At 57.1% G+C, this 12,697-nt stretch carries 13 protein-coding genes; 8 read left to right on the top strand and 5 right to left on the bottom strand.

Going from position 1 to position 12,697, the window contains the following annotated elements; genetic code table 11:
- Nucleotides 1–3 precede the first annotated feature (3 nt).
- Entirely contained in the window at nt 4–1,188 is a 1,185-nt protein-coding gene (gene pobA / locus H7R76_RS20415; RefSeq protein ID WP_106925205.1) for a 4-hydroxybenzoate 3-monooxygenase, read from the bottom strand.
- 278 nt (nt 1,189–1,466) lie between these two features.
- Here pobA and H7R76_RS20420 point away from each other — a divergent pair, with 278 nt between their 5' ends.
- From H7R76_RS20420 to opgB, 6 genes are all read left to right on the top strand, one after another.
- A complete protein-coding gene (locus H7R76_RS20420) occupies nt 1,467–2,243 on the top strand; it encodes a threonine/serine exporter family protein (RefSeq protein WP_106925204.1) in 777 nt (258 codons plus the stop codon).
- On the top strand, nt 2,234–2,707 hold the full coding sequence (locus H7R76_RS20425) for a threonine/serine exporter (RefSeq protein ID WP_106925203.1): 474 nt from the start codon (nt 2,234–2,236) through the stop codon (nt 2,705–2,707). The genes H7R76_RS20420 and H7R76_RS20425 overlap by 10 nt, the downstream gene beginning before the upstream one ends.
- A gap of 114 nt (nt 2,708–2,821) precedes the next feature.
- Nucleotides 2,822–3,361 carry a primosomal protein DnaT gene (dnaT, locus tag H7R76_RS20430; RefSeq protein ID WP_106925202.1) on the top strand — a complete coding sequence of 180 codons (540 nt, stop codon included), beginning with the start codon at nt 2,822–2,824 and terminating at the stop codon, nt 3,359–3,361.
- 2 nt (nt 3,362–3,363) lie between these two features.
- On the top strand, nt 3,364–4,101 hold the full coding sequence (gene dnaC, locus H7R76_RS20435) for a replicative helicase loader DnaC (protein WP_106925201.1): 738 nt from the start codon (nt 3,364–3,366) through the stop codon (nt 4,099–4,101).
- A gap of 67 nt (nt 4,102–4,168) precedes the next feature.
- Nucleotides 4,169–4,660: a YjjA family protein gene (locus H7R76_RS20440; protein WP_106925200.1), complete on the top strand. Its 492-nt coding sequence runs from the start codon at nt 4,169–4,171 to the stop codon at nt 4,658–4,660.
- A 188-nt stretch (nt 4,661–4,848) separates the two neighbouring features.
- Nucleotides 4,849–7,143 (top strand): phosphatidylglycerol--membrane-oligosaccharide glycerophosphotransferase, encoded by a 2,295-nt coding sequence (opgB, locus tag H7R76_RS20445; protein ID WP_182966291.1) that lies wholly within the window; start codon nt 4,849–4,851, stop codon nt 7,141–7,143.
- Here the strand turns inward: opgB and H7R76_RS20450 are convergent.
- Nucleotides 7,140–7,361: a hypothetical protein gene (locus tag H7R76_RS20450; RefSeq protein ID WP_182929519.1), complete on the bottom strand. Its 222-nt coding sequence runs from the start codon at nt 7,359–7,361 to the stop codon at nt 7,140–7,142. The two genes, opgB and H7R76_RS20450, sit on opposite strands and share 4 nt — an antisense overlap.
- A gap of 127 nt (nt 7,362–7,488) precedes the next feature.
- Between H7R76_RS20450 and H7R76_RS20455 the strand changes: the two genes are divergently transcribed.
- Both H7R76_RS20455 and H7R76_RS20460 read left to right on the top strand, forming a co-directional pair.
- Entirely contained in the window at nt 7,489–7,965 is a 477-nt protein-coding gene (locus tag H7R76_RS20455) for a FidL-like protein (protein ID WP_182966293.1), read from the top strand.
- 39 nt (nt 7,966–8,004) lie between these two features.
- Complete coding sequence (locus tag H7R76_RS20460) at nt 8,005–8,520, top strand: GNAT family N-acetyltransferase (RefSeq protein WP_182966295.1); 516 nt, start codon at nt 8,005–8,007, stop codon at nt 8,518–8,520.
- Between the two features lie 25 nt (nt 8,521–8,545).
- Here the strand turns inward: H7R76_RS20460 and tsr are convergent, their stop codons facing one another.
- The 3 genes from tsr to H7R76_RS20475 form a co-directional block, all read right to left on the bottom strand.
- Complete coding sequence (tsr, locus tag H7R76_RS20465; RefSeq protein WP_182966297.1) at nt 8,546–10,210, bottom strand: methyl-accepting chemotaxis protein; 1,665 nt, start codon at nt 10,208–10,210, stop codon at nt 8,546–8,548.
- Between the two features lie 273 nt (nt 10,211–10,483).
- Complete coding sequence (locus H7R76_RS20470) at nt 10,484–11,500, bottom strand: Ldh family oxidoreductase (RefSeq protein ID WP_182929522.1); 1,017 nt, start codon at nt 11,498–11,500, stop codon at nt 10,484–10,486.
- Between the two features lie 86 nt (nt 11,501–11,586).
- On the bottom strand, nt 11,587–12,630 hold the full coding sequence (locus H7R76_RS20475) for a zinc-binding alcohol dehydrogenase family protein (protein WP_182968047.1): 1,044 nt from the start codon (nt 12,628–12,630) through the stop codon (nt 11,587–11,589).
- Nucleotides 12,631–12,697 lie beyond the last annotated feature (67 nt).

The raw sequence follows: 12,697 nt of genomic DNA on the forward strand, positions 1-12,697 counted from the left end.
GTTTTATTCCACCGTCTCATAGGGCAGCCCAACGTAGTTCTCCGCAATGGTCGTCAGCCCGGCGCGCGACCCCAGATAGTACTGACGGTCCGCTTCCTGCATCTTTCTGTCGAACGCGCTTTTGTCCTGGAAATCATGCAGCAAATGGGTCATAAACCAGCTGAAGCGCTCGCCTTTCCACACCCGGTTAAGCGCCAGCTGTGAATAACGCGCCAGTAAATCTACCCGACCGTGATGGTAAAACTGGCGCAAAATACGCCACAGGTAGTTCACGTCAGACACCGCCAGGTTCAGCCCTTTGGCGCCGGTCGGCGGCACAATATGCGCCGCATCGCCAACGAGGAACATTCTGCCGTACTGCATGGGTTCCACCACATAGCTACGCAGCGGCGCAATGCTCTTCTCAAGTGAGTGACCAGTCACTAACTTTTGTCCCAGTTCATCCGGCAGACGACGCCTGAGCTCACCCCAGAAGCGTTCATCCGACCATTGTTCGACGCGGTCGCTCAGCGGCACCTGCAGATAATAGCGGCTTCTTGTTAGTGAGCGCTGACTACACAATACAAACCCGCGTTCATGGTGCGCGTAAATCAGCTCAGGGTTCACCGGCGGCGTATCCGCCAGCAGGCCCAGCCAGCCAAACGGCCAGATACTTTCGTACTCGCGCAAAATATCGCGCGGGATACTTTGTCGGGAGACGCCGTGAAATCCATCGCAGCCGGCGACAAAATCACATTCCAGGCGACACGTTTCGCCATTCTTCACAAACGTCACGCTGGGTCTATCGCTCTTCAGATCGTGTAGCTGAACCTGCTCAACGCCGTAATAGGTCTCAGCACCGCACGCCTGTCGCGCTTCCATCAGATCGCGCGTAACTTCGGTCTGGCCGTAGACCATAACGCTCTTGCCGCCCGTCAGCTCGCTAAGTGGCACCGGAATGCGCTGGTTAGCAAACAGAAATTCTACGCCATGGTGAATCAGGCCCTCAGCATCCATGCGGCGAGCAACACCCGCCTCACGCAGCAACTCAACGGTACCGTTTTCCAGGATGCCTGCACGAATGCGTCCCAGCACATACTCCGGCGTCTGGCGTTCGAGAATGACGGTTTTTATTCCGGCGTTATGCAGCAACTGGCCCAGCAGTAGCCCCGAAGGCCCGGCACCGATAATGGCGACTTGCGTGTTCATAGGGTGTCCTCACATTCTGGTTAATTATTTGTTTGTTTTGTGTATCCATAAAGTTTCAGAATGCATTTTTGATAAGTCAGTAACGAAAAAGAAGGCCAGAATCCGTTCAAAAATTGCACTTTCCAACAGTTTTGCAAAAGTGTGGACGGCATCAACTCCTGGCCGGTCATCACAGGACGCCGAATTTTTGCACATTGTTTGATCCCACCCCGCTAGCGCCTGTGCGCGCTTCGGGTACAAGTAGGTCATTAACCGGCGTTCTTGCTACCAGGGGCTTTATGGAAGTCGATCAATCAGAACAACGTACCGTCACGCGGCTCTGTATTCAGTGCGGTCTTTTTTTATTGCAACATGGGGCGGAAAGCGCTTTGGTGGAGGAGCTCTCAACCCGCCTGGGGCGTGCGCTGGGGATGGACAGCGTTGAAAGCGCCATCTCGTCAAACGCCATCGTGCTGACCACCATTAAAGATGGGCTGTGCCTGACCTCTACGCGCAAAAACAGCGATCGCGGCATCAACATGCACGTGGTCACCGAAGTGCAGCACATTGTCATCATGGCCGAGCACAAACTGCTGGACCATAAAGATGTCGCTAAGCGCTTTGCACAGATTAAACCTCTGCGCTACCCGCGCTGGCTGGTGGTGCTGATGGTCGGCCTCTCCTGCGCCTGCTTCTGTAAGCTTAACAACGGCGGCTGGGACGGCGCGCTGGTCACCTTTTGCGCCAGCACCATCGCGATGTACATCCGTCAGGTGCTGACGCACCGCTCCATGCACCCGCAGATTAACTTCGGTCTGACCGCGTTTGTCGCCACTACCGTCTCCGGGCTGATGCTCCAGCTCCCGGCCTTCCACCAGACTTCAACCGTCGCCATGGCGGCAAGCGTGCTGCTGTTGGTTCCCGGTTTTCCGCTGATTAATTCGGTGGCCGACATGTTCAAAGGGCATATTAATACCGGCCTCGCGCGATGGGCCATCGCCAGTCTACTGACGCTGGCAACCTGCATCGGCGTGGTGATGGCAATGACGTTATGGGGGCTACGCGGATGGGTGTAATCGATTTTCTGCTCTTGCTGGCGCAGGACATCATGCTGTCGGCGATCCCTGCCGTCGGCTTTGCGATGGTGTTTAACGTGCCGCAGCGCGCGCTGCCGTGGTGTGCCCTGCTGGGAGCTATCGGCCACGCCTCGCGCTTCACGATGATGACCGCAGGTTTTAATATCGAATGGTCCACTTTCCTGGCGGCCATGCTGGTCGGCAGCATCGGCATTCAGTGGTCACGCTGGTATCTGGCGCACCCGAAAATCTTTACCGTCGCCGCCGTCATCCCAATGTTCCCCGGTATTTCAGCCTATACGGCGATGATCTCGGCGGTAAAAATCAGCCACTTTGGCTACACCGAAGAGATGATGATTACCTTACTGAGCAACTTCCTGAAGGCCTCGTCAATCGTCGGTGCGCTTTCGATTGGCCTGTCTATTCCGGGCCTGTGGCTTTACCGCAAGCGCCCGCGGGTGTAATCCTCAGGGTGGCACGGGAGAGTGCCGCCCTTCCCCTCGCTTGTGCTACTATGTGCAGTATTCGTGCGGTTTTCCCGCACCCTTCCCGTGATTTTTCAGTATTGAGATAGTGTTATGTCTTCTCGTATTTTGACGCCCAACGTGATTGGTATTGAAGCCTTCGTGGCCGATCCCAAGGCGATCCTTGCGCAGACTCAGGGCGGCGCGGTCGCCGTGTTTGCTAACAATGCGCCCGCGTTTTATGCCGTCACGCCAGAGCGGCTGGCGCAGCTGCTGGCGCTGGAAGAAAAGCTTGCCCGTCCGGGCAGCGACGTGACGCTGGATGCCCAGTTCTTTGAAGAGCCAACGGCGGCGCCGGTCTCTGTACCGATGGGAAAATTCGCCATGTACCCGGGCTGGCAGCCCGACGCCGAGTTCCTGCGCCTTTCTGCGCTGTGGGGGATCGCCTTAAGCGAGCCGGTCACGCCGGAAGAGCTGGCGTCGTTTGTCGCCTACTGGCAGGCTGAGGGCAAAGTGTTCCACCACGTACAGTGGCAGCAAAAGCTGGCGCGCAGCGTTCAGATGGGCCGGGCGAATAATAGCGGCCAGCTGCGGCGAGACGTTAACGCGGTCAGCGAACCAGACCGCCAGATTCCACCGGGGTTCAGAGGTTGAGCATGAAAGACGTTGGCGAATTAATGAAGCGCCTGCAAAAAATGATGCCGGCGCATATCGAACCGGCCTTTAAAACCGGCGAAGAGCTGTTGGCCTGGCAGAAAGAACAGGGCGAGATCCGCGCAGCGGCGCTGGCGCGCGAAAACCGTGCGATGAAGATGCAGCGCACGTTTAACCGTTCCGGTATTCGTCCGCTGCATCAGAACTGTTCGTTCGATAACTATCGTGTCGAGAACGAAGGCCAGATGAACGCGCTGGCGAAAGCCCGCCAGTACGTCGACGAATTTGACGGCAATATCGCAAGCTTCATCTTCTCCGGCAAACCGGGTACCGGTAAAAACCACCTTGCCGCCGCTATCTGTAACGAGCTGCTGCTGCGCGGTAAGTCGGTGCTGATCATCACCGTGGCCGACATTATGTCCGCCATGAAAGAAACGTTCGGCAACCGGGAAACCAGCGAAGAGCAGCTGCTAAGCGATCTGAGCAACGTTGACCTGCTGGTCATTGATGAAATCGGCATGCAGACCGAATCGCGCTATGAGAAGGTGATTATCAACCAGATCGTCGATCGCCGTTCGTCATCTAAACGCCCGACGGGCATGTTGACCAACAACAACCTCGATGAAATGAATAAGCTGCTCGGCGAGCGGGTGATGGACCGTATGCGTCTTGGCAACAGCCTGTGGGTGATTTTTAACTGGGAAAGTTATCGCAGCCGCGTCACCGGCAAAGAGTATTAAGATACTTCCGATGAATGACAGGCGTATACTTATCACGTCTATTTATCATTGCACACGAGTACACCTCATGAAATCAGTAAAATCGATGCTTTGCCGCGTAATCATTGCCAGCGCGTTTGTTTCTACCGCTGCGGGCGCCGTATCGTTAAATGACCTGAGCAGCGCCGCCAGCCAGCTTGCCGGCAGCAGCAGCACGTCGCAGAGCGGCGGTTCTTCGCTCTCTTCGCTGACCAGCCTGCTTAACGGCGGTAGCCAGTCTCTGAGCGCCAGCAGCATGAACAATGCCGCCGGGATCATGGGGTACTGCGCGAAAGAAAAACTGGCTTCTGTTGCCAATGTCGATAACGTGAAAAACCAGGTACTGGATAAACTGGGCCTCAACACGGCAACCGAACAGAAGCAGGATACCGGCTATATGGAAGGCATTCAGGGCCTGCTGAACGCCAAAGACGGGCAGAAGCTTGACCTCGACAGCCTGGGCAACACCGAGCTGGGCAAAAAAGTGAAAGCCAAAGCCTGTGACTTCGTGCTCAAACAGGGCGTTAACTTCATTTCCTGATTGTCTTCGTGCGGCGAGCGCCCTGCTCGCCGCACAAAAAAAACTGTTCAAATAATAAACATATCTAAACCAATTCCGAATAACAACGCACTTTACTCACGTTAGAATTGCAGACAGATGACGGCACAATTACATTGTGAAGTCAGTTTCTGTTCAGCCAGAAGACCTGGCGCGCTTGAGGATGTCTAGTGTCAGAGTTGTTATCCATCGTTTTGTTCCTGGCCTCCATCGCCATTTACGCCTGTAAGGCAGGGCGTAATAAATGGTGGTTCGCCGCTACCTTAACCGTACTGGGCCTGTTTGTGGTCCTGAATATCACCCTGTACGCCAGCGACTACTTTACCGGCGACGGAATTAACGATGCGGTGCTCTACACGCTGACCAACAGCCTGACCGGCGCAGGCGTCAGTAAATATATTCTTCCCGGCATCGGCCTCGCTGCCGCTCTGCTCGCCGTCTTTGGCGCGCTGGGCTGGGTATTGCGCCGACGCCGTTCTCATCCTCATCATTTCGGCTACAGCCTGCTGGCGCTGATTCTGGCCGTTTGCTCAGTCGACGCCAGTCCGGCCTTCCGCCAGATTAGCGAGCTGGTCAAATCCCAGTCACGCGATGGCGATCCGGACTTCGCGGCCTACTATAAAGAGCCGTCGAAGACGATTCCGAAGCCAAAGATGAATCTCGTTTATATCTACGGCGAGAGTCTGGAGCGCACCTATTTTGACGATGAGGCCTTCCCGAACCTGACCCCGGAGCTGGGCGCGCTGAAAAACCAGAGCCTGGACTTTAGCCACACCATGCAGCTGCCGGGCACCGACTACACCATTGCCGGAATGGTCGCCTCACAGTGTGGTATTCCGCTGTTTGCGCCGTTCGAAGGCAACGCCTCGGCGTCGCTGTCGAGCTTCTTCCCGCAGAATATCTGCCTTGGCGATATCCTGAAAAACTCCGGCTACGAAAACTACTTCGTTCAGGGCGCCAACCTGCGCTTTGCCGGTAAAGATGTGTTCCTGAAATCGCACGGTTTTGACTATCTTTACGGTGCCGAAGAGCTGAAAACCACCGTCGCTGACCCGAGCTATAAAAACGACTGGGGTTATTACGACGATACCGTGCTCGACGAAGCGTGGAAGAAATTCGAAGCGCTGTCCCGCGAAGGCAAGCGATTCTCACTGTTTACCCTGACCGTCGATACCCACCACCCGGACGGCTTTATCTCCCGTACCTGTAACCGTAAGCGGTATGACATCAACGGCAAAGCCAACCAGTCGTTCAGCGCGGTCGCCTGTAGCCAGGAACATATCGCTGAATTTATCAATAAAATCAAAGCATCACCGTGGTTTAAAGATACCATCATCGTGGTTTCCTCCGACCATCTGGCGATGAAAAATACCGCCTGGGACGCCCTCAACAAGCAGGACCGCAGCAATCTGTTCTTCGTACTGCGCGGCGATAAGCCCGACGACCAGGACGTCATCGCGGTGAAGCGTAACACGATGGACAACGGCGCTACGGTGCTGGACATGCTGGGTGGCGACAACTTCATCGGGCTGGGGCGCAGTAGTCTGTCCGGAGAGTCGCTGTCGGAAGTGTTCCTCAACATGAAGGAAAAGGTGCTGGCGTGGAAGCCGGATATCATTCGCCTGTGGAATTTCCCGAAAGAGATCAAAACGTTCTCCATCGACGGCCAGAAAAATATGATTGCCTTCTCCGGCAGCCATTTCCGCCTGCCGCTGCTGCTGCGCGTGTCTGACAACCGCGTTGAGCCGCTGCCGGAAAGCGAATACTCCGCTCCACTGCGCTACCAGCTGGCCGATTTCGCCCCGCGCGATAACTTTGTCTGGATCGACCGTTGCTACAAGATGGCGCAGCTATGGTCGCCCGAGCTGGCGTTGTCTACCGACTGGTGCGTCTCACAGGGTCAGCTCGGCGGCGAACAAAAAGTGCAGCACGTCGACAAAGCGGTCTGGAACGGTAAGACCGATTTTCGCGATACGGTCATCGACATGGTGCGCTACAAAGGCAACGTGGATGCGCTCAAAACCGTCGATAACGATATTCGCTATAAGGCCGACAGCTTTATCTTTAACGTCGCCGGCGCGCCGGAAGAGGTGAAAAGCTTTAGCGGCATCTCCCGCCCTGAATCCTGGGGACGCTGGTCCAACGCACAGCTCGGCGATGCGGTAAAAATTGAGTATCAGCAGCCGCTGCCAAAACGCTTCGACCTGATTATCACCGCTAAGGCCTTTGGCCCGAACGCCGATAAGCCCATCCCGGTTCGCGTCGGCGACAGCGAGCAAATGCTCACACTCGGCCACGACGTTACCACCACCACGCTGCACTTCGAAAACCCGTCGGACGCCAGTACGCTAGTGATCGTGCCTCCTGACCCGCAGGCCACCAACGAGGGTAACATCCTCGGCCACTCGCCGCGCAAGCTCGGCATCGGGATGGTAGAAATCAAAGTGATTGCCGCAGAGGGTTAACGCCGGATGCACACGGGGGGCATATCGCCCCCCTTCTCGCCGCCCGGGTCGCCCTTTTCTTCGCGCAGCTTGCGCACGTGGTCAATACCCCCGCATCCGGCAAATATTATCTGAACGCCAGCACAGACGCCGTTTGCCGATGTTTTCACCGAGCGAGCGAAGCGCCTGGTCATGCAAATAAAAGAGGCCGGAACGTTCACCTGCTTGCCCAGCGCCATTTTTTATTTTCATCCCCAGGACCCGGTATTTTACGGCGATAAAGGTCGTCTGGTACTGAGCCAGTGTTCCCAGTTCCGTGGCAAGGCCAGCTCCTGTCAGACGCTGTTTTTTTACGAGTGGTAGAGAGTGAAACAGAAAAAAAGACTCCTTTGCGTCATTGCCCTGAATGCCCTGTTGATCCTGGGCACCCTGCTGTGGATTGACCAGAGCACGCGTCTTTCCATGACCTGCCAGGGCAGCCTGACCTACAAAGACAGCAACCAGGATAATCATTTCACCTTCGAAGGCATGGTGGTCATGCACTTCACGCCGGACGGTACGGGCTATTTCAACGTCAACGGCGACGTCGTGACTAACGGCCAGAACTGGAAAGTCTCGCGCCAGGAGAGCTTTGACTGGCAGCACGTACATGAAATGTTTTACCAGCTGCACATTAAACAGGTCGAAAAATTTGGCCATGACAATGTCCCGGCAGGCATTTTTGAACAATACGCGCTCGGCATCACCTCCGGGCAAAAGCGGCTGCTGAACATTCGCAAAACTCCGGACGACGCCATCGTTATCAGCAATTTCTATTCACCGATTCTGGTGTGCACCCGTTAACCGTCGCATCGGTATGAGCGCGCAGGCTATACTCGGCCGATGATATACACCTTTCGCCCGACCGCCCCGGCGGAGATTACCGCCCTACCTGCCATTGAACGCGCCGCCGGGCAGCGCTTTCGGCAGGTACCCGAACTGGCCTGGCTGGCAGAAGGCCCGGTCATCTCGGCCGAGCGCCATCGTGAATACGTTGACGCAGGCACAAGCTGGCTGGCGCTGGTCGACGATCGCCCGGTGGGATTTTTGCTGGCTCAGGCGCAGGGTAACGTTCTGTTTATCGTTGAATTTTCGCTGCATCAGGCGTGGCAGGGGCGCGGCCTTGGCCGCCGATTAATGGCCTATGTGATTGCCCAAGCGCGAGAAAAAGGCTTTCGTGCGCTGACGTTGACCACCTTTCGCACGGTGCCGTGGAACGGGCCGTGGTATGCGAAGCAGGGATTTGAATTTCTGGCGGACGAGACGCTCAGCCCATCGCTGAGGATGACGCTGGCAGAAGAAGCGGCGCACGGTATGGCGTATGAATCACGCTGCGCCATGCGCCTGACGCTAGGTTAACGCGCCCGTTAAGGGCGCGAAAATATCAGAACGTTTCCCAGTTTTCACCGCTGTCGGTGACCGCCGCTTTGCGCAGCATCACCGGCGCTGGCGCTGCCGCGCTGGCCGATTCGCGCCCGGCGTTAGCCTGGCTCTGCTGAATGCGGAATACCGCCACCGCCTGAGTCAGGCGGCTGGCCTGCTCTTCCAGCGCCGCCGCAGCAGCAGCGGACTCTTCCACCAGCGAGGCGTTCTGCTGAGTGACGCGGTCCATCTCTGCCACCGCCAGACCGACCTGGTCGATACCGCGGCTCTGCTCATCGGACGCCGAGGCGATTTCCCCCATAATATCGGTCACGCGGGTGACTGCATTCACGATCTCATCCATGGTTTCACCGGCGCTTTCCACCAGCGTCGAACCGAGATCGACACGGTTAACCGAGTCTTCAATCAGGCTCTTAATCTCGCGCGCCGCCTGGGCGCTACGCTGCGCCAGGTTACGCACTTCGCCCGCCACGACCGCAAACCCGCGGCCCTGTTCACCCGCACGCGCGGCTTCGACAGCGGCGTTCAGCGCCAGGATGTTGGTCTGGAAGGCAATACCGTCAATCACGCTGATAATGTCGGCAATTTTCTGCGAACTGGCGGTGATATCACGCATGGTTTGCACCACGTTATCCACCACTTTACCGCCCTTCTGCGCGGTTTCTGACGCGCTCAGCGCCAGATGGCTGGCCTGACGGGCGTTTTCGGCGTTCTGCTTCACGGTAGCGGTCAGCTCTTCCATGCTGGCCGCCGTCTCCTCAAGGGAGGCCGCCTGCTGTTCGGTACGCGAAGAGAGATCGTTATTGCCCATCGCGATTTCGCTGGCACCGCTATAAATCGCATCGGCACCCTGACGGACTTCACCCACGGTACGTGCCAGCTCGCCCTGCATATGACGCAACGAATGCGCCAGCTGGCCCATTTCGTTGTCGCTTTCCACGTCAATACGCTTCACCAGATCGCCCCCGGCAATATGGCGAATGCTGTCGATTAAACGATTCAGTGGCGCGATAAGCGTTTTGCGCACGCCCAGCCACACGCTGACGATCACCGCCAGCACCGCGATCATCACGCTAAAGAGGATCCACAGCGCTTGGGTATACGACGCATTGCTGTCATTCACCGCCAGATCGTACAGGCTGTCGTTCTGCTGCAGGTAGTTAACGTAGGCTTTCTCAAATCCATCCTGATAACCCTGCGTCGGCTGGTCGAAGAAGTCGTTGATTTTGCCCGCACCGAGCAGCTTAATCAGCTCGGCCAGCGCGCCGTGGTAAATGTCGTAGTTGCGCTGAATTTCCAGCGCCGCCGCTTCGCTTTGACGCGGATCGCGCGGCATCGCTTCATACTCAGCCCAGCGTTTTTCCGCATCCGCCAGAGACTTCGTGGCAATCTGCATCAGCTCGGCGACGGTAGCACCGCTGCCAATGTTGTTCTGATCCATCATGTAACGAATCCCTGCGCGGTTCAGGGTATTACGGGTTTGCAGTAGCGCAACCCAGCTGCCGTTCAGCCCGGACTGCTGCTGACGCACCGTTTGCAAGATAGTGAAGTTCTCTTTGTCGTGCTTCAACGAGTTAAAGAACAGGCCCCCTGATACCATTTGCAACAAGCCAAATAACACCAAAACCAGCACGAGGCTGGTGACAATTTTGATACGTTTTAACATGTTTCTCTTTCCTCCAGACGAATAACGAATTTTCGGCGGGGAAAGGAAAAACTTTATAGAAAATGTGACTATTAACGCACCATGGCCTCAGGATAATCCGTAGGCCAGATGAGCAAAGCGCCATCAGGCGCCACCGCGCACATTGCCGGATGGCGGCATTGCCTTATCCGGCCTGCATGGCCCCGTACGTCGAATATCCCGTAGGCCAGATGAGCAAAGCGCCATCAGGCATCACCGCGCACATTGCCGGATGGCGGCGTTGCCTTATCCGGCCTACATGGATTCAGCCAGCGCGCAAATCTCATCGTACAGACTGCGGGAAAGTTCCAGCCCCTGCTGCTCGCTTTGCTGACGCGCCTGATAGCGACGCTCGCCCGGCAGTCGTGCACCCTGCGCCTGCATGCCGCTGAACAGCGTTTCGGCGCGCGCCAGATGCGCCTCGGCCTGCGCGCCCAGGAAGCGCTGTGGGTCCAGCGCCAGAATCAGCTCGCCGCCGTAAGGCAGACCGCCCGCGCCGTTGTCCCACGCCAGCGATTCGGCGCTGGTCATATCGCCAATCAGCGGCCCGGCGAACAGTTCCACCATCGCCGCCAGTGCCGACCCTTTGTGGCCGCCGAAGGTCAGCATCGCACCGTCGAGCACCGCCTGAGGATCGGTGGTCGGCTGGCCGTTGCTATCAATCCCCCAGCCCTCAGGAATCGACTTACCCGCCCGCTGATGCAGCTGAATTTCACCGCGCGCCGCCGCGCTGGTCGCCATATCAAAAATAAACGGCGGCTTGTCGCCGCGCGGCCAGCCGAAGGCAATCGGGTTGGTACCAAACAGCGGCTGCGTGCCCCCCGCCGGGGCCACCCATGCGTGGCTTGGCGTGCACGCATAGCCCACCAGCCCGACCTCGGTCAGCGGTTCCACGTCGGCAAACAGCGCGGAGAAATGCACGCAACGGTTGATCGCCAGCGCCGCAATGCCGCAGTGGCGCGCCTTCTCAATCAACAGCGGCAGCGCCTGTTCATAAGCGCACAGCGAATAGGCGCCGTGGGCGTCGGCTTTCACAATCGCCGGAGCCTGATCGACGATGGTCGGCTCAGCGTCCGGCGACACTTTGCCTTTGCGCAGGGTTTCGACAATCCCCAGCAGACGCCACAGGCCGTGCGATGCACAGCCGTCACGTTCGCCCGCCGTCACGTTGCGCGCAATGGCGTCGGCGTGAGGCTGTGAAAAACCGTTGGCGCGCAGGACCTCGAAGGCCAGCGTGTAAGCGTCGTTGAGTGCGATGTTGACCGTTGTCATGTAAATCTCCGTATTATTGTTGTACTGGCATAAAGCGTAGACGGAGGCGCAGGTTTTACTTGGTTAACGTAGTGATTTAAATCACATTAATTTCCAGAGGCGCCGTCGATGTTCTGCGCAAACTCTATCACGCCTTTAATCAGCCGTGGATTATTGATGACGTCACGCTCAAAGGTGCTACCCAGTTCGCTAAAGCGCAACCGATGGGTCAGCAGCATCTCAGCACTCAGCGCGCCGCTGCGCATCAGCTCGCCGACGCGAACAAAATCTTCAGCGGTGGCATTGCGGCTGCCCATCAGGGTGGTCTCTTTTTTATGAAACTCCGGATCGGAAAACTGCAGGTCGCCTTTAAACAGGCCGACAAATACGATGCTGCCGCCGTGGCGGATCAGATCCACCGCGCGATTCATCGACTGCGGGCTGCCCGTGGCATCCACGATCTTGTGCGCCAGATTGCCGCCAAACAAAGCGCGTAGCCGGGCGTCAAAATCCGCCGCCAGCGGATCGAGCGTCGGAAGATCCAACTGCGCCGCCACGTGTGCGCGCCGATCGCTGCTGACATCCGCCACCGCCACCCGCGCGCCTTCGGCTTTGGCAATCGCCGCTGCGCCCAGGCCAATTGGCCCCGCGCCAACCACCAGCACTTCGTCGCCCGCCTGCACCGCCGCTCTGCGCACCGCATGAGCGCTGATGGCAAACGGTTCAATTAGCGCCACGGCCTCCGGCGCAATGCCTTCCGCCAACAGGATGTTTTGCTGCGGTACACACAGAAACTCGCTAAAACCACCGTCACGATGCACGCCGATCACCGCGATATTTTCACAGCAGTTGTCGCGTCCACTCTGGCAGGCGCTACAGGTATGACAGGCTACGTAGGGGATTACCGCCACCTGCAGGCCAACCCGCCATGTCTGAACGGCGCTCCCCACCTCAACAATATCGCCACAAATTTCATGGCCTAATACCCGCGGGTAGCTGAAAAAAGGCTGTTTGCCTCCCCACGCATGGATATCCGTACCGCATATTCCGACCGTTTTTATTTTTATTAACACCTCATCTTTTTGTGGTTTTGGAATATTCCGCGACTGCCACGCCCATTCTCCGGGTTGCTGACAAACTAACGTTTTCATAATAATCATTGGGGCTTCTCCTTTTATGTTCTCCTTGTTATTGTGGATTTCGCGGTAATTCCGCATC

It is taken from the genome of Klebsiella sp. WP8-S18-ESBL-06 (genome assembly GCF_014169755.1).
Taxonomy (GTDB): Bacteria; Pseudomonadota; Gammaproteobacteria; order Enterobacterales; family Enterobacteriaceae; genus Kluyvera; species Kluyvera ascorbata_B.

Coding starts and splice junctions, on each gene's coding strand:
- pobA (WP_106925205.1), bottom strand. CDS start 1,188: ATGAACACGCAAGTCGCCATTATCGGTGCCGGGCCTTCGGGGCTACTG.
- H7R76_RS20420 (WP_106925204.1), top strand. CDS start 1,467: ATGGAAGTCGATCAATCAGAACAACGTACCGTCACGCGGCTCTGTATT.
- H7R76_RS20425 (WP_106925203.1), top strand. CDS start 2,234: ATGGGTGTAATCGATTTTCTGCTCTTGCTGGCGCAGGACATCATGCTG.
- H7R76_RS20440 (WP_106925200.1), top strand. CDS start 4,169: ATGAAATCAGTAAAATCGATGCTTTGCCGCGTAATCATTGCCAGCGCG.
- H7R76_RS20460 (WP_182966295.1), top strand. CDS start 8,005: ATGATATACACCTTTCGCCCGACCGCCCCGGCGGAGATTACCGCCCTA.
- dnaC (WP_106925201.1), top strand. CDS start 3,364: ATGAAAGACGTTGGCGAATTAATGAAGCGCCTGCAAAAAATGATGCCG.
- H7R76_RS20450 (WP_182929519.1), bottom strand. CDS start 7,361: ATGGCGCTGGGCAAGCAGGTGAACGTTCCGGCCTCTTTTATTTGCATG.
- H7R76_RS20470 (WP_182929522.1), bottom strand. CDS start 11,500: ATGACAACGGTCAACATCGCACTCAACGACGCTTACACGCTGGCCTTC.
- tsr (WP_182966297.1), bottom strand. CDS start 10,210: ATGTTAAAACGTATCAAAATTGTCACCAGCCTCGTGCTGGTTTTGGTG.
- H7R76_RS20475 (WP_182968047.1), bottom strand. CDS start 12,630: ATGAAAACGTTAGTTTGTCAGCAACCCGGAGAATGGGCGTGGCAGTCG.
- dnaT (WP_106925202.1), top strand. CDS start 2,822: ATGTCTTCTCGTATTTTGACGCCCAACGTGATTGGTATTGAAGCCTTC.